The sequence below is a fragment of the Bombella pluederhausensis genome (assembly GCF_026385525.1).
Lineage (GTDB): Bacteria > Pseudomonadota > Alphaproteobacteria > Acetobacterales > Acetobacteraceae > Bombella > Bombella pluederhausensis.
Genome location: NZ_JANIDY010000001.1, coordinates 795,000 through 810,264, shown reverse-complemented (window position 1 = coordinate 810,264; position 15,265 = coordinate 795,000). Strand labels below are relative to the sequence as shown.

14 protein-coding genes are annotated in these 15,265 nt (G+C 55.1%); 6 read left to right on the top strand and 8 right to left on the bottom strand.

Going from position 1 to position 15,265, the window contains the following annotated elements; translation table 11 throughout:
* Positions 1-33: 33 nt before the first annotated feature.
* The 4 genes from NQF86_RS03625 to NQF86_RS03610 all read right to left on the bottom strand — a co-directional run bounded on the left by NQF86_RS03625 (position 34) and on the right by NQF86_RS03610 (position 3,770).
* Positions 34-426, bottom strand: coding sequence for a hypothetical protein (locus NQF86_RS03625; protein ID WP_266116230.1), 393 nt, complete (start codon positions 424-426; stop codon positions 34-36).
* A 166-nt stretch (positions 427-592) separates the two neighbouring features.
* Positions 593-1,504 carry a lysophospholipid acyltransferase family protein gene (locus tag NQF86_RS03620; RefSeq protein ID WP_266116229.1) on the bottom strand — a complete coding sequence of 304 codons (912 nt, stop codon included), beginning with the start codon at positions 1,502-1,504 and terminating at the stop codon, positions 593-595.
* 11 nt (positions 1,505-1,515) lie between these two features.
* Positions 1,516-2,496 carry a tetraacyldisaccharide 4'-kinase gene (gene lpxK / locus NQF86_RS03615; RefSeq protein ID WP_266116228.1) on the bottom strand — a complete coding sequence of 327 codons (981 nt, stop codon included), beginning with the start codon at positions 2,494-2,496 and terminating at the stop codon, positions 1,516-1,518.
* Complete coding sequence (locus tag NQF86_RS03610) at positions 2,496-3,770, bottom strand: 3-deoxy-D-manno-octulosonic acid transferase (protein WP_266116227.1); 1,275 nt, start codon at positions 3,768-3,770, stop codon at positions 2,496-2,498. Before NQF86_RS03610 ends, lpxK begins: the two co-directional genes overlap by 1 nt.
* Positions 3,771-3,941: 171 nt before the next feature.
* Here NQF86_RS03610 and fabI point away from each other — a divergent pair, with 171 nt between their 5' ends.
* The 5 genes from fabI to NQF86_RS03585 all read left to right on the top strand — a co-directional run bounded on the left by fabI (position 3,942) and on the right by NQF86_RS03585 (position 10,403).
* A complete protein-coding gene (fabI, locus tag NQF86_RS03605) occupies positions 3,942-4,793 on the top strand; it encodes an enoyl-ACP reductase FabI (protein WP_266116226.1) in 852 nt (283 codons plus the stop codon).
* Between the two features lie 6 nt (positions 4,794-4,799).
* Positions 4,800-5,894, top strand: coding sequence for a chorismate synthase (gene aroC, locus NQF86_RS03600; protein WP_266116225.1), 1,095 nt, complete (start codon positions 4,800-4,802; stop codon positions 5,892-5,894).
* A gap of 194 nt (positions 5,895-6,088) precedes the next feature.
* Positions 6,089-7,996 (top strand): ribonucleoside-diphosphate reductase subunit alpha, encoded by a 1,908-nt coding sequence (locus NQF86_RS03595; protein ID WP_407652862.1) that lies wholly within the window; start codon positions 6,089-6,091, stop codon positions 7,994-7,996.
* Positions 7,997-8,099: 103 nt separating this feature from the next.
* Complete coding sequence (locus NQF86_RS03590) at positions 8,100-9,122, top strand: ribonucleotide-diphosphate reductase subunit beta (protein WP_266116223.1); 1,023 nt, start codon at positions 8,100-8,102, stop codon at positions 9,120-9,122.
* Positions 9,123-9,392: 270 nt separating this feature from the next.
* Positions 9,393-10,403 carry a polyprenyl synthetase family protein gene (locus tag NQF86_RS03585; RefSeq protein ID WP_266116222.1) on the top strand — a complete coding sequence of 337 codons (1,011 nt, stop codon included), beginning with the start codon at positions 9,393-9,395 and terminating at the stop codon, positions 10,401-10,403.
* Here NQF86_RS03585 and murI read toward each other — a convergent pair.
* Entirely contained in the window at positions 10,400-11,224 is an 825-nt protein-coding gene (murI, locus tag NQF86_RS03580; RefSeq protein ID WP_266116221.1) for a glutamate racemase, read from the bottom strand. The genes NQF86_RS03585 and murI overlap by 4 nt on opposite strands.
* 102 nt (positions 11,225-11,326) lie before the next feature.
* Positions 11,327-12,070 carry an orotate phosphoribosyltransferase gene (locus tag NQF86_RS03575; protein WP_052349051.1) on the bottom strand — a complete coding sequence of 248 codons (744 nt, stop codon included), beginning with the start codon at positions 12,068-12,070 and terminating at the stop codon, positions 11,327-11,329.
* 205 nt (positions 12,071-12,275) lie between these two features.
* On the opposite strand from NQF86_RS03575, the gene NQF86_RS03570 reads away from it, so the two are divergent.
* Positions 12,276-12,530: a hypothetical protein gene (locus NQF86_RS03570; protein ID WP_266116220.1), complete on the top strand. Its 255-nt coding sequence runs from the start codon at positions 12,276-12,278 to the stop codon at positions 12,528-12,530.
* Between the two features lie 110 nt (positions 12,531-12,640).
* Here NQF86_RS03570 and NQF86_RS03565 read toward each other — a convergent pair whose 3' ends face one another.
* A complete protein-coding gene (locus NQF86_RS03565; protein WP_266116219.1) occupies positions 12,641-14,812 on the bottom strand; it encodes a pyrroloquinoline quinone-dependent dehydrogenase in 2,172 nt (723 codons plus the stop codon).
* Positions 14,805-15,179 (bottom strand): glycerol dehydrogenase, encoded by a 375-nt coding sequence (locus tag NQF86_RS03560; protein WP_266116218.1) that lies wholly within the window; start codon positions 15,177-15,179, stop codon positions 14,805-14,807. Before NQF86_RS03560 ends, NQF86_RS03565 begins: the two co-directional genes overlap by 8 nt.
* Between the last annotated feature and the right edge of the window lie 86 nt (positions 15,180-15,265).

The window sequence follows — 15,265 nt, the reverse complement described above, 5'->3', positions numbered from 1 at the left end:
GGCTTTTTCATGGGTAGAAAATGAATGCGAGGCTTAGCAGGAGGCGGCGCTGTCCTGCTGGAGAGGAAGAACGGGCCGGATCGTATGCAGGGCTTCCGCAAGGTCCGTGTAGCGGCCCAGCTCGTTGTTCCGCAGGCAGTCAGTGAGGACCCATTGCGGGCCGTTTATGCTGACGATGTAGGCCGGGTCAGCGCTTTCCCGCACCCATACGACTACAAGGTTCGGTGTGGTGTCTGTCTGCTCTGGTGACGCTTCGATTGAGGCATCCAGAATGCCCATTCTTTCACTGGCGGCGAGCCACTGGGCAAGATAGTGACGGTGGCGGGGGAGGAGCTTCTGGCGGAAGGGAATGACGATACCTGTGGTGTCCCGGTTGGAAGCAGGGATTGTGGCCTGTTCTGCCACGCGGAACGCTTTCTGAGCCATGTCAGCATCTCCTCCATGAGAGCAGGGTATGATCCCTGTCGCATCACTATGTGAACAAATCAGGAGTGCCGGAGCGCGCCATGTAAGAGTGAGTAGGAAGGCTGGCGACCCTGTTTGTTCTTATTTTGCAATCCTACCATGTTTTCAGTGCATGGCTAGAGAAAAATTAATTTTTCTTTCTTTTGTAGAGGGACTTGTCCCATCGCCGATGCAGCCAGAGCCAGTCTGCCGGACGTTCGGTAATCCAGCGTTCCAACTCGTCATTAAGCTGCTGGGTTAAAAGTTGGATTTTTTCCTGCCGTGGGGATGAGGCAAAAGGTAGTGTCTGAGGGTCAAGGCAGGATGACACGTCAAGAACAAGGCGTGCAGGGCCTTCCCGCCAGACCCGTCCCGTCACGATGAGGGCATTAAACCGGATGGCAAGGGCCGCCGCCGCTGGTGCTGTCATAGTGGGATGACCAAAGAAGGAGACTTCAATCCCGTCATTCATTTTCTGATCGCCTAGAACCCCAAGATGACCGCCTTTGGTAAGATGGCGGACCGCTTCAAGAGCGCCTTGCCTGCCTTTGGGAAAGAAGGAAACGGGCATTCCCGTAATGGTACGGCGTAGCTGGCAGAGAAGGCGGTCCACTAGCGGATTATTGGGGGCACGATAGAACGGTGAGAAACAGAGGCCGTATCGGGCCACGATCAGGGGCATGAGTTCCCAATTGCCGAGATGCCCGGAAAAGAAAATGACAGGCCTGCCGCTTGCTCGTGCTGCATGAAGAATTTCATCATTGAGTACATTCCAGCCAGGGCCTGCTTCCGAACGGGCTGGAAGGGTAGCAAGGTGGGGGAGTTCAGCCAGTGTGCTGCCTATGTTGGCCCAGCAGTCACGAATGATGTGTTGTCTTTGCCGGGGGGACATAGCCGGAAAGGCCCGGCGTAGGTTGACGTCCGCAATATGGGAGACAGGCATATACGGCCCAACAAAGCGGGCCAGGAGACCGCCAAGGCGGGAGGCAATATGGGGCGGGAGGCAGCTGGAACACCAGAGGAGCCCTTTTAGCCCCCATGCTTCAAGATGATGGATCATGCCTTATTGGTTCAGGCGGTAAGAAAACGGTCAAGCAGTTCATCCGCTATGTTCGGATTATCCCAGTGAGGTTCAATGGCGATGCTCGTTACAAAATGCTGGAAAAGAGGAGGTAATTTAACGAGGTCTTTCTCAGTGGTAACGAGAATGGTGTCAGGTGCATGGGCTAGCTGCGCCAGCTTTTTCAGCTCACGATCAGAATAGATATGATGGTCGGGAAAGGTAAGGGTCCGGAGAATGGTAAGACCGGCTTCCTGAAGGGTGGTGAAAAATTTCTGTGGGCGGCCGATCCCGGCAAAAGCGATGATTTGTTGCCCTCTTAGTTTCTGGATATCACCTGTTGGAGAAAGGCGCCCTCTTAGCAGAGGCATATCTTCAGGAAGTTGCCGGGCAATATGGTGGGAGTCTTCACCAAAAATGACAGCGGCATCCAGCCGGGGCAAAGCATCGGCAAGGGATTCACGCAGTGGCCCTGCGGGCAGAAGTCGTTGATTGCCAAAACCTGCTGGACCATCAATGGTTAGGATAGACATGTCCTTATGCAGGGATGGGTCTTGCAGGCCATCATCAAGCAGCAGGCAGTCTGCCCCAGCCGCAACGGCATGTAAGGCATTGGTTTGCCGGCTGCTGCCACGCCATGTCGGCGCCAGCTGGGCCAGAAGCATCGCTTCATCCCCAATATCAATGGCCCTATCCCGTTCCGGCCGGACGAGCCCATTCTTTTTGGAGAGGCCTCCATGGCCACGGGTAATGACGTGCGGTTTGCGACCTCTTTGGATGAGCTTCTGAGCCAGATGAAGGGTCAGGGGGGTTTTACCTGCTCCACCCACGGTAATGTTGCCACAGCAGAGAATAGGAACAGGAAGCTTGAGAGACGGTTTTGTCTGACGGTGCCGGGTAAGATGGCTGGTCACTCTGCTGAGGGGGAGCAGAAGGTTCGATAGTCCTGTTGGAGTAGGGGAATGCCAAAAGGATGGCGCAGTCAGTCTCATCAAAATGCCTTATTAGGCATAATTATGTCCTTAATATGGCGAGCTGCCTTTCTGCAGGCTTCATTGCGTTGGGGAACAGGTGGGAGGGGGAGGTCGGTTTCTATCAGCCAGTGTGTGAGAGTCTCAGCACTGTCAATTTTGTGAAGGGAAGAAGCATGTTGGGTACAGAGGGTACGCCAGTTTTGCATGTAGGGGCCGATGGCTGTAGGACGCCGGAAATGCAGGGGTTCCAGAGGATTGTGTCCGCCACCGGGAGAGCAGAGTGAATTCCCTATGAAGGTACGTTCTGCAATGGTCAGAAAGAGGCCGACTTCACCTAGGGTATCGGCAATCCAGAAGGTATCTTGGTCGGTTGGCATGTGTCCTGTTGAGCGGCGAGGGGCTTGAAAGCGCCGGGCAAGCTCTGCCCCACGTTCAGGATGGCGGGGAATAATGATGGTCAGGAGGTCAGGTCGGCTCCGTTGTGCCTTCAATGTTGCCTCTACGATGATGTCTTCTTCACCGGGGTGGGTGGAGATGGCGAGAAAAACAGGCCGATGACCCAGCGTATGGTGAAGCTTTTTCGCATCGTCCGGGTTGAAAGACGGTGAGGGAGCATCTTCTTTCAGGTCAGCGGCAGGCAAGAGAGGCCCGATACCGAATCGGGCAAAGCCTCTGGCGTCTTCTTCGTTGCGCGGCATGATCCAGCGGCAGGGGTGCAGGAGGGACCGTAGGAGCGGTGCCGCCAGATGCCAGCGCTTTCTGGAACGGGTGGATAGACGGCCATTAAGCAGCATTACAGGAATATGCTTTTCCTGACATAAACAGAGCATTCCCGGCCATAACTCGCTTTCTGTTAGTACCAGCCCCACAGGCTGCCAGAAGGCCATGAAGCGCCTGACGAGATGGGGCGCATCATAAGGGCAGAGCTGATGAAGGAGACGACCTGTGCGGGTGGCGGGGTGAGCAGCCACGGTCTCTCCACCTGTGAGGGTCGCCGTGGTCATGAGGATGGTGAGGTCGGGACAATCGGCGAGCAGATGGTCAATGACGGGCAGGATGCAGCGGCTTTCGCCCACGCTGGCGGCATGTACCCAGAGAACAGGGCTGCCGGGTGATGGCTGTGGCAGACTGGGTTGCCCAAAACGCTCAGGCAGGCGCTTCGGATTTTCTTTGCCTTTTGAGAGCCGTTTGCGCGCGTGGTGGCGCAGCAACGGCATGGCCGCATGACCGATAAGCGACCAGCACCAGAGGAGAGGAGCGACTGAAAAGGTAAAATGAGTGTAACGGCGCATAGACTGCTACCCAGTATGGTGGTGCATTTTCGCATCATCTACCCGACACAATGCAGGCGGGAAGGGAAATTTTTTCCCTGAAAGATAGAGAAGTCTTGCCGTAAGATCATCCTTGTGCAACGAGATGACCCACTTATTTTAGATGGAAGATTATCCTCAAGGGGGCTGACCATGTCAGAAACAGGAGCGCACGCGCAGCAGGAAATAGCCAAGGGAACACTCATGGCTGGCAAGCGTGGTGTTGTCATGGGTGTGGCAAACAAGAACTCCATTGCTTGGGCTATTGCAAAGTCCTGCGCCGATCAGGGAGCCGAGATTGCCTTTACCTATCAGGGGGAGGCGCTGGGTAAGCGTGTGCGCCCGCTGGCAGAGAGTGTCGGGTCCAGCATGGTTCTGCCCTGTGACGTGAGCGATGATGCCGCCATCAACGCTACGTTCGATGAAATTGAAAAAGAATGGGGCAAGATCGACTTTGTTGTCCATGCCATTGGCTGGGCAGACAAGCAGTATCTCCGTGGGCGGTATCTGGATACCCCGCGTGAGGCGTTCCTTCAGGCGATGGACATTTCCTGCTTCTCCTTCACGGCAGTGGCCCGCCGTGCTTCGGCCATGATGAATGAAGGTGGCTCTATCCTGACGCTGACCTATCTGGGGGCTGAGCGTGTCATGCCGCACTACAATGTGATGGGTGTGGCCAAGGCAGCGCTGGAAGCATCCGTCCGCTACATGGCTGTGGACCTTGGTCGTGACAATATTCGCGTTAACGGTATTTCCGCTGGGCCGATCATGACGCTGGCTGCCAACGGGATTGGCGATTTCCGCTATATCCTGCGCTGGAATCAGGTTAATGCCCCGCTGGAGCGTAATGTTTCCCTGAAGGATGTGGGGGGCTCTGGCCTGTATTTCCTGTCTGACCTTTCAACAGGTGTGACGGGTGAGATTCATCATGTGGATTGTGGCTATAACATTATCGGCATGAAGAACCCTGAAGCCCCTGATATGACCCTCGCTTCAGGAGAATAAGAGCCAATGTCTGAAAACAGCTTCGGGCGTCTGCTGCGTGTTACGACATGGGGGGAAAGTCATGGTCCAGCCATCGGCTGCGTTATCGATGGTTGTCCCCCCCGTCTGAAGCTGTCGGAGGAAGATATTCAGCCATGGCTGGATAAGAGGCGTCCGGGCCAGTCCCGTTATACGACCCAGCGTCGTGAGCCGGATGAGGTCAGGATTTTGTCAGGCGTGTTTGAAGGGCAGACAACAGGCACGCCGATTTCCCTGATGATTGAGAACACGAATCAGCGTTCTCGTGACTATGGTGAGATTGCTCAGCAATACCGCCCCGGCCATGCAGATATCGCCTATGACCTGAAATATGGCATCCGGGATTATCGTGGTGGTGGGCGTTCTTCAGCACGGGAGACGGCCATGCGTGTGGCGGCGGGTGCTGTGGCACGTGTCATCCTGCGGGAGTTGGTCGGGCCACAGCTCGTCATCCGTGGGGCCCTAACCGGCATTGGCGGTCAGACTGTGGACCGCTCCCGCTGGGACTGGGAAGAAGTGGAGCGTAATCCCTTTTTCTCACCCGATGCCGAGATGGTGCCTCTCTGGAGTGAACAGCTGGAGACCGTGAGAAAAGCGGGTTCATCTGTTGGGGCCATGCTGGAGGTTGTGGCAGAAGGCGTTCCTGCCGGTCTTGGGGCGCCTGTCTATGGCAAGCTGGATGCCGAGCTGGCTGGTGGGTTGATGGGGATTAATGGCATCAAGGCCGTTGAAATCGGTGATGGCATGGGTGTTGCCAGCCTGCAAGGGCCGGAGAACGCTGACCCGATCCGCCCCTCTGATAACCCTATGGAGCCTGTGTTTCTGAGCAATCATGCTGGGGGTATTCTGGGGGGTATATCAACAGGCCAGCCTGTTGTGGCCCGCATGGCCATAAAGCCGACCAGTTCCATTCTGGTACCGGTCCCTAGCATCGACTGTAATGGGGAGCCGGTTGAGGTGCGAACGAAGGGACGGCATGACCCCTGCATCGGTATTCGTGCTGTTCCGGTGGCTGAGGCTATGGTGGCCTGTATTCTTGCCGATCAACTTTTGAGGAACCATGCTCAGTGCGGTTGGCTCTGAGCATGGCCTATTTTGGGGTGGGTAGCGTCTTTAAACAAGATATGGTGTGCCACTCCTGATCGTAACCCCTATATATTCCCTCAGGCATAAGTTTTCATGAAAAACAAGGCTTGAAATCTTCCTCCCATCCATGGGAGATGAGGGCACTGTTTTAAGCCAAAATGATGCTGAAATGAGGGGCTCGATTCATGACAATGCATGATGCGCGGACGTCCGCCCAAGTGACGGGTGGGCCAGAGGAACCCGAGCTCTTTCCACAGGTTGTACAGCTTCCGGGGCGCCACCCTGTCCGGACGAACCCGGAATGTGATGAGCGTCTGACGGCCTTCGGTCGTGCTACGCTGGATGACCGCTATTTGCTGGAGGGCGAAACATATCAGGGGCTCTTTGCCCGTGTTGCGTCCCGCTATGGTGCGGATGAGGGGCATGCCCAGCGTATTTATGACTATATGTCCCGTCACTGGTTCATGCCGGCAACACCGATCCTTTCCAATGGTGGGACAAGTCGTGGCCTGCCGATTTCCTGCTTCCTGAATGAATCGGAAGATAGTCTTGAGGGGATCGTTGGTCTCTGGAATGAAAATGTCTGGCTGGCCGCCAAGGGGGGCGGGATTGGCTCTTACTGGGGTAATCTTCGCTCCATTGGTGAGAATATTGGGCGGAACGGTAAGACATCCGGTGTGATTCCGTTTATCCGAGTGATGGACAGTCTGACACTGGCCATCAGTCAGGGAAGCCTGCGTCGTGGGTCGGCTGCAGTCTATCTCCCGATCTGGCACCCGGAGATTGAAGAATTCATTGAGATGCGCCGCCCTACGGGGGGTGATCCGAATCGTAAGGCTCTCAACCTGCATCATGGCGTTCTGCTGACAGATGACTTCATGCGGGCTGTGGCAGGGGATGAGGAATGGCCGCTCGTATCGCCCAAGGATCATAGCGTTATTCGTAAGGTGTCTGCCCGTGCCCTGTGGATCCGTCTTCTGACGGCCCGCATGGAGCAGGGTGAGCCTTATATCGTGTTCTCGGATACGGTGAATCGGGCTCGTCCTGAACATCACCGTTTGGCTGGTCTTGAGATCAAGACGTCAAATCTGTGTGCCGAAATCACCCTGCCGACAGGGATCGACCAGCACGGCAAGACCCGTACGGCTGTCTGCTGTCTTTCATCCCTGAATCTCGAATATTGGGATGAGTGGAAGGATGACCCGCTGTTCATCAAGGATGTGATGCTGTTCCTTGATAACGTACTGCAGGATTTCATCGATAACGCCCCTGATGATATGGAACATGCCCGCTACGCTGCCATGCGTGAGCGTTCCGTTGGGCTTGGTGTGATGGGGTTCCATTCTTTCCTTCAGTCCAAGATGGTGCCGTTTGGCAGTGTGATGGCGAAGGTGTGGAATAAGAAGTTCTTTGAGCATATTTCCACGCAGGCAGCGGCAGCCTCTCGTGAGCTCGCTGCGACACGGGGACCGTGCCCGGATGCTGCGGAATATGGCATTCAGGAGCGTTTCTCTCACAAGATGGCCGTTGCACCGACAGCCTCCATCTCCATCATTGCTGGTAATTCCAGCCCCGGTATCGATCCGATCAGTGCCAATGTGTTCCTTCAGAAGACATTGTCCGGGTCTTTCACGGTGCGGAACCGCCATCTGGCTAAGCTGCTGCAAAAATATGACCGGGACACGGATGAAGTCTGGTCTTCCATCACGCTCAGCAAGGGGTCGGTTCAGCATCTCGACTTCCTGACGCAGGATGAGAAAGATGTCTTCAAGACAGCTTTCGAGATTGATCAGCGTTGGGTCATTGAACATGCGGCAGACCGTGCGCCGTTCATCTGCCAGTCGCAGTCCGTCAATTTGTTCCTGCCGGCAGATGTGCATAAGCGTGACCTTGTGCGTATCCATTATGAGGCATGGAAGAAGGGCGTGAAATCGCTCTATTACTGCCGCTCACTCTCCATCCAGCGGGCTGATACGGTCTCCAATGTCGCCGTGAAGCGTGATATCATGGAGGGCGATGACGATCATCTTCCTCAGGCGACACCACGCCATGCGGAGAGTGGCGTCGGGAGCTATGAAGAATGTCTCTCCTGCCAGTAAGGCAGGGGAGGTGATGGCCCAGCCCTGTGAGCTGGCTGGGAGGATGCCCCCTATGTTTCAGGGGGCAGGCACGAGAGCTGACTAGGAAAAAAGGTTTCATGAGATGACAGACGGCACCCCATTGCCACAGGCACCGGAATCTGCCGAGCAGGCCAATCTTCTGGTGGAGAACCCGGTTTATAAGCCGTTTCGCTACCCTTGGGCTTATGATGCTTGGCTGACCCAGCAGCGTCTGCATTGGCTGCCGGAGGAAGTGCCGTTGGCTGAAGATGTGAAAGACTGGCACCGCAAGCTCTCTGAAGCCGAGCAGAATCTCGTGACGCAGATCTTTCGCTTTTTCACGCAGGCTGATGTGGAGGTCAATTCTGCGTACATGAAGTATTACAGTCAGGTCTTCAAGCCGACTGAAGTTCTGATGATGCTCTCATGTTTCTCTAATATCGAGACCATCCATATCGCAGCCTACTCGCATCTTCTGGATACGATTGGGATGCCGGAAACTGAATATTCGGCATTTCTGAAGTATAAGGAGATGAAGGACAAGTATGATTACATGCAGTCCTTCAACATCAACAGCAAGCGTGAGATTGCCAAGACGATGGCGGCCTTCGGGGCCTTTATGGAAGGGTTACAGCTTTTTGCGTCCTTCGCCATTCTGCTGAATTTCCCCCGCTTCAATAAGCTGAAGGGCATGGGGCAGATCGTTTCGTGGTCTGTGCGTGATGAGACGCTGCATTGTCTTTCCATGATCCGGCTGTTCCGTACCTTCATCCGGGAAAATCCGGAAATCTGGACGGAAGACTTCCGGGCCGAACTGGTGGAAATTGCCCGTCAGACCGTGTCGCACGAAGATGCCTTCATTGAACTGGCGTTCGAGATGGGGCCGGTGGAAGGGCTGTCTGCCCAGCAGGTGGAGCGTTACATTCGGTTTATTGCGGATCGCCGTTTGACACAGCTCGGGTTGGACCCGATCTATGGCATTGATGAAAACCCGCTCCCATGGGTTGATGACATGCTGAACGCTGTCGAGCATACCAATTTCTTTGAGAATCGTGCGACCGAATATTCCCGTGCTTCCACTCAGGGAACGTGGGAAGAAGCCTTTGAAAGTGGTGTGTTCTCCTAAGGTGGGACGCTGAGAAAATACCTGTCATTTGAGCGGTTTATGGGGAAAGCTGTCTTGACCATACCTCTATTGCTGCTCATATGAGTGGAACTGTTTTCTAATCAGGGAAGGGCGTAGCCCCACGGCCAAAGTTTCCGGTAAGGAGATGGTGCAGTGGGGGTATGGCCTTCCAAAACTGCCAACTCTGATATGATAGAGGGGGCAGAACTGGAGTTGTGCGTTTTGGTTTCTTCCTCATCAGAGCCATCTGTTGCATCCGGCGGTGGGGCTATGAATAAAGAGGTCAGAGGGGAGGATGCCCTCAAGGCCCTCTCAGCCTATCTTGCTGATGATATGGTTGCCTGTAATCAGGCCATCATCGACAGGATGCAGAGCTCTGTTCCCCTCATTCCTCAGCTCGGTGCGCATCTTGTGGCTGCTGGCGGGAAGCGCCTGCGCCCTCTGCTTACGCTTGCTTCGGCTCGTCTCTGTGGATACGGGGAGAAGGAGGGGCAGAAGCGTCATATCGGTCTGGCGGCCTGTGTGGAGTTCATCCATACGGCGACATTGCTGCACGATGATGTTGTGGATGAAAGCACCTTGCGGCGTGGCATGGCCTCGGCCAATGCGCTGTTTGGGAATAAGGCGTCCGTGCTGGTGGGAGACTTCCTGTTTGCACGTTCGTTCCAGTTGATGACGGCTGATGGCTCTCTGGAAGTCATGGCTATTCTGTCGGCAGCTTCAGCAACCATTGCGGAAGGTGAAGTTCTGCAGATGTCCACGCAGAACGACCTTTCAACACCGATTGAGCGCTATCTGGAAGTGATTCACGGCAAGACGGCGGCTCTGTTTGCTGCAGCCTGTCGGGTTGGGGCTGTAGTTGCGCAGCATGACCGTGAGGCAGAGCTGGCTCTGGAGCAGTATGGTACCAATCTAGGCATGGCCTTCCAGCTGGTGGATGATGCGCTGGATTATGCTGCCGATCAGCAGGTTCTGGGCAAGACCGTAGGGGATGATTTCCGTGAAGGTAAAATCACCCTTCCTGTGCTGGCAGCCTACGAACAGGGTACGGAAGAAGAACGTCAGTTCTGGAAGCGTGTGATTGAGGATAATGAGCAGGAGGAGGCAGATTTGCCTCATGCTCTGGAGATCATTGCCCGGACAGACGCTATTCGTATTACGATTGAACGTGCTCGTGATTATGCCGGAAAAGCGGTGGAGGCTTTGGCCTGTTTCCCGGAAAGCCATCTGAAGAATCTTCTGCGTGAGACGGTGCTTTATACGGTTGAACGGGCCCGTTAAGAGAAAATCTGCCAGCCATTGGTGAAGCCCAGCCATGCTATATGGCTGGCGAGGTCCTGCCCTTCTGCCGGTGCTGCCGTCAGGAAAAAACGGTCTGATGGTAATGGAAGGTCCGAGAGTGGCGGAGATTCCGCCGTATCTTCCAATCGCCGGAGGGCCTGTTGGGCAACTGCCGGGGCAGGGTCCAGCCACATGATGCCTGCTGGCCCAAGGCGCTGAAAATAGGGCAGCAGGAATGTGTAATGCGTGCAGCCCAGTCCTACCGTATCAATGTCGTGTCCGTTGGGCTGCTCGAACAGGCAGGCCAGTTCATGCTGTACTTCATCAGGGGCGACTTGTTCCCCTCTGAAGGCCCGTTCGGCCATGTTGGCCAGATGACGGGAACCATGCACGATCAGCTTGCAGTCAGCGGCGAAATCCTCATGAAGTTGTTTCAGATAGGGGCGCCGTGCTGTGGCGCTGGTGGCTAGAAGGCCGATGGTCCGGCTGTTGGAGACCCGCCCAGCCCAGCGAACAGGCGGAACACATCCTACAATAGGGAGTGTCAGTTTTTCCCGTAGAATGGGCAGGGCAAGTGTGCTGGCTGTATTGCAGGCAATAATGACCAGCGAAGGCTTTAGATGCTCACAGGCCTGACAGATAAGTTTGGCAATGCGTTCCCGTAAAAGATCATCTGGCTGCTCACCATAGGGAAAGAGCGCCGTATCGGCGAGATAATCAATAGTCAGGGATGGGGCCAGACTGCGTAATGCCTGAACAACCCCCAGCCCTCCGATGCCGGAATCAAATACCAGAATACGGGAGGAAGATGAGATCGGCATGGGGCTGCCTTTTGGGTTGTGGGGCATTGTCAGACGGGGAAAGAAGAAACGAGCTGTTGTCCTCTTTCCCCTGTTTTCAGAGATTACGGAGAGTCGAAACGATCAGCCGCGTTTGAAGGCAAGAGCTTCTTCTGCACTGCCAACGCCGCCATGGGCTTTGGACCAGCTGCATGGGTCTTCAAGGAAGCGGCGGACTTCAGCACTATCCTCGGCGGAGAAATACTGGCCATCTGCACAGGCTTCCAGAACGTCCCACCATGTGCAGAGGGCATGCAGGCTGATGCCCATGTCCTGAAGGGTCTTCTGTGCACCGGGGAAGACGCCATAGAAGAAGACAACAAACGTATGGTCCACAATAGCCCCGGCCTCACGCAGAGCATTGGCAAAGCGGATCTTGGAGGCGCCATCTGTTGTCAGGTCTTCCACCAGCAGGGTGCGCATACCCTCCGGCACATCACCTTCGATCTGCGCATTGCGGCCAAACCCTTTGGGTTTTTTGCGGACATAGGCCATTGGCGTCATCAGCCGGTCGGCGATCCATGCGGAGAAGGGGATACCCGCCGTCTCACCACCCACCACGGCGTCAATGCTCTCATAGCCGATATGGCGGCCGATTTTTTCAACAGCCAGTTCCATCAGCTTTTTGCGGGCGCGGGGGAAGAAGATGATCTTGCGGCAGTCGATATAGACCGGGGACTTCCAGCCGGAGGTCAGTGTGTAGGGCTCGCTGGGGCGGAAGTTGATGGCCTTGATTTCCAGAAGAATGCGCGCCGTTGTCAGCGCAGCATCACGGTCCCACTGTGTGGGGCGGATGCCCAGATTGGATGCTGTGCCAGATGCAGGCATTATTCTCTCCGTAATTTCGAAAAATGGTTCCTTTGGAGACATCTACCCGTTAGAAGGGGAGAGGGGTAGGGCAAAGATGCCTTTTTTGCCCATTCTCTTATTGGTGACGCTTTACTCTGTTATTGATAGGGATAATGAAAGTTTTTCCCCTCCCTTGTAGAGGGTTTTTCCCTAGGAATGCAGGGTATCGTAGAGGTTATGATATATGAAAGTTGATACCGGTCATATCGGGCGTAAATGCGAACGCGCCGTAATTACAGCGTATCAGGAACTGCATGACATGGGGCAGAGTGAGATGAAAATCTTTGCAGCCTGCACCACTCTGTACCGGATACATCACCCGGAATCATCCCTTCCGGAGGCCCGGCTTCTCGTATCAGAGTGGATCGATCATCACATCATTCGGCGCTCTAATGCTCCCACGCGTGGCTGTGATTGCCCGCCGACCAATCAGCGCTGAAAATTGTTTTCTGCCGGATAAGAAACGGAGCCCCTACCTTGTGAGGCTCCGTTATTTTTTGTTTTGTCTTCCAGCTGCCTGAGGGGCTGAGGCAGCTGGAAGGGGATGGTTCATTTCTTCTGCTCTGGCAGGGCATAAACGACCAGCGCATCAGAGACGGGGGTGCCCATCAGATGGTGTCCGCCTGCCATGATGGCGACATACTGGCGTCCATTGACGGCATAGGTCATGGTATTGGCCTGTCCACCGCCGGGTAGTACGTCTGTCCAGAGTGTTTTCCCGGTCTTCAGGTCAATGGCGTGGATCTGGTTATCCGTTGAAGCCCCGATGAAGGCCAATCCACCAGCCGTCATGACAGAGCCGCCATTGTTAGGTGTTCCGATTGTCAGGGGTAGGCCGGTTGGTAATCCCCATGGGCCGTTAGCACGGGCTGAGCCGAATGGTTTTTGCCACAGAACCTTGTGTGCTTTCAGATCAATGGCCGTAATCATGCCGTAAGGGGGGGCGTTGCACATGACCCTCGTGAATTCGTTCCAGAAAGGCCCGACAAGGGCGCCATATGGTGTCTGAGCCTGTGCGGCATTACCGGCCGTTATACCATGACGAGGTGTATATTCGGGTACATCGACTGGTATCAGCTTCAGCTGGTCTGCTTTTTCACGGCTTACGAGCTGGTCATACATGGGGACGTTATTCCAGTTGGCCAGCATGATGCCTGTCTGAGGGTTATAGGAAATACTACCCCAGTCGGTTCCACCATTATAGCCTGGGTCTTCAATCCATGGCTGCTTGATGGTGGGCGGTGTGAATTCACCAACATAATGAGCACGGCGGAACTTGATGCGGCAGGCCAGCTGATCCAGCGGTGAGAGGCCCCACATATCGGCTTCTGTCAGATCGGGGAAACCGAGGCGTGGCACGCCAACCGACCATGGCTGAGTTGGCTCCCGTGGGTCATCTGGCACAACCCCGGGATGAGGCGCCGGTTTTTCCACGACAGGGAAGTCTGGCAGCGGCTTGCCTGTTCTGCGGTCCAGAATAAAGGTCTGTCCCCGCTTTGTGGGCATGATGAGGGCGGGGATGACGCTGCCATCATCAGCATGATAGTCGAACAGGGTGGCCTGTGAGCCGATATCATAGTCCCAGACATCCTTGTGAACTGTCTGGAAAACCCAGCGCGGTTCACCCGTACGGACATCAAGTGCCACGACAGCAGAGGATACCTTATTTTCAGCCTCGCTTCTCATGGCGCTGTAATAGTCAGCCGCAGAGTTGCCGGTGGGGACATAGACTAGCCCAAGAGCGTTATCGCCTGTCATGGCAGTCCATGAATTTGGCGTGCCACGGCTGTAATAATGATCCTTGTCGGGTTGATGGTGATTGTCCGGGTTGTTGACATCCCATGCCCAGAGGAACTTACCACTTTCAGCATCATAGCCTCGGATGACCCCTGAGGGAGCCCAGCGGCGCTGGCCATCCAGCACCTCATGATTGACGACAATCACGCCATTGATGATGGGAGCAGGGCTTGTCACACCAACAAAGCGGGGAACGGACCATCCCATACCCTGCATGAGATTGACCTGCCCCCCATGGCCGAAGGCCTCGCAGAGCTTGCCATCTTCAGCATCAACGGCGATCAGCCGGTTATCCAATGTCCCCTCAATGATACGGTTATGGCATGGCTGGCCTTCTGCCGCCGTGGAGGACGTATAGTAGGTGACGGACCGACATGCGGATGTGAAAGGAATGGCGTCATAGCTCTCATGAGCATGGAAGTGCCATTTTTCTTCACCTGTAGCAGCATCAATGCGCATCATATCGTTGGTGGCGGAGCAGAGATAAAGCGAATCACCAACCTTGATGGGGGTCATCTCGGCAGCTAGCCGGTTGAGCTTGCCTTTTGGAGGGAGAACACCTGTATGATAGACGAACGCTCGCTTTAACTGTCCGACATTTTCCGGCGTAATCTGCGTCAGGGGTGAATAACGTGTTGCCTGGTCATCACGCCCATAAGCTGGCCAGTCCTCCGGCTTGGGATTAGCGCTTTCCTGCGGGACAGCCTGCGGGAGCTGGTCGATGGGGAGCTCATCAATATCCGGCAGGTTGGCGGCATTCACGCCGGGAGCCTGTGGCGTATCGGGCGCTGGATCTTGATAGATGCTGGAGGCTATTGTTTCTGAGGATGCGTTGCTTTGTGCCCACGCTGTATGGCCCGGCGATGCGGTTCCCAGAATGGTTCCGGTCAGCAGAACACCAAAGAGATAGGCCTGATTACGCATTGAAGTTTTCCTTCTGAAGGCGGAGAAGGTGGGGTAGGCAGGCGGCAACGGCGATGGCGAGCAGCGAAGGGCCAAAGAGGCGGGGCAGCCATCCCCAGAAGTCGAAGCCGACTTCATAGATTGTCCATGGAATTGTCAGGACCCAGGCGAGGAGGTAAAGCCATGCCCCCAGAACGTCCCGGCGGAAAAGATAGACACCAGAGGCGCAGAGCAGAATACCGCACAAAGTGTAGTACAAAGACCCACCTAGAATGATGAGCCATGTGCCAAAAATGACGAAATAAAGGCCGAATAATAAAATTAGTAACGCAAGAGCCCAAAGGGCCAGGGAAACGGGACTCCATGTTGGAGTAGAACGTGACTGCACAATATTGTCTCCAGTCGAATAGAGGTCGTTCCACGACTATGAGACAAGGAGGAAGGAATAGAAAAATAGTTAGATGAAGTTAATTT

Excerpts from the sequence above, each read along its gene's own strand:
- NQF86_RS03570 (WP_266116220.1), top strand. The coding sequence starts at position 12,276 with ATGAAAGTTGATACCGGTCATATCGGGCGTAAATGCGAACGCGCCGTA.
- fabI (WP_266116226.1), top strand. The coding sequence starts at position 3,942 with ATGTCAGAAACAGGAGCGCACGCGCAGCAGGAAATAGCCAAGGGAACA.
- NQF86_RS03610 (WP_266116227.1), bottom strand. The coding sequence starts at position 3,770 with ATGCGCCGTTACACTCATTTTACCTTTTCAGTCGCTCCTCTCCTCTGG.
- NQF86_RS03590 (WP_266116223.1), top strand. The coding sequence starts at position 8,100 with ATGACAGACGGCACCCCATTGCCACAGGCACCGGAATCTGCCGAGCAG.
- NQF86_RS03575 (WP_052349051.1), bottom strand. The coding sequence starts at position 12,070 with ATGCCTGCATCTGGCACAGCATCCAATCTGGGCATCCGCCCCACACAG.
- NQF86_RS03595 (WP_407652862.1), top strand. The coding sequence starts at position 6,089 with ATGCATGATGCGCGGACGTCCGCCCAAGTGACGGGTGGGCCAGAGGAA.
- NQF86_RS03565 (WP_266116219.1), bottom strand. The coding sequence starts at position 14,812 with ATGCGTAATCAGGCCTATCTCTTTGGTGTTCTGCTGACCGGAACCATT.
- murI (WP_266116221.1), bottom strand. The coding sequence starts at position 11,224 with ATGCCGATCTCATCTTCCTCCCGTATTCTGGTATTTGATTCCGGCATC.
- aroC (WP_266116225.1), top strand. The coding sequence starts at position 4,800 with ATGTCTGAAAACAGCTTCGGGCGTCTGCTGCGTGTTACGACATGGGGG.
- NQF86_RS03620 (WP_266116229.1), bottom strand. The coding sequence starts at position 1,504 with ATGATCCATCATCTTGAAGCATGGGGGCTAAAAGGGCTCCTCTGGTGT.
- NQF86_RS03585 (WP_266116222.1), top strand. The coding sequence starts at position 9,393 with ATGAATAAAGAGGTCAGAGGGGAGGATGCCCTCAAGGCCCTCTCAGCC.
- NQF86_RS03625 (WP_266116230.1), bottom strand. The coding sequence starts at position 426 with ATGGCTCAGAAAGCGTTCCGCGTGGCAGAACAGGCCACAATCCCTGCT.
- lpxK (WP_266116228.1), bottom strand. The coding sequence starts at position 2,496 with ATGAGACTGACTGCGCCATCCTTTTGGCATTCCCCTACTCCAACAGGA.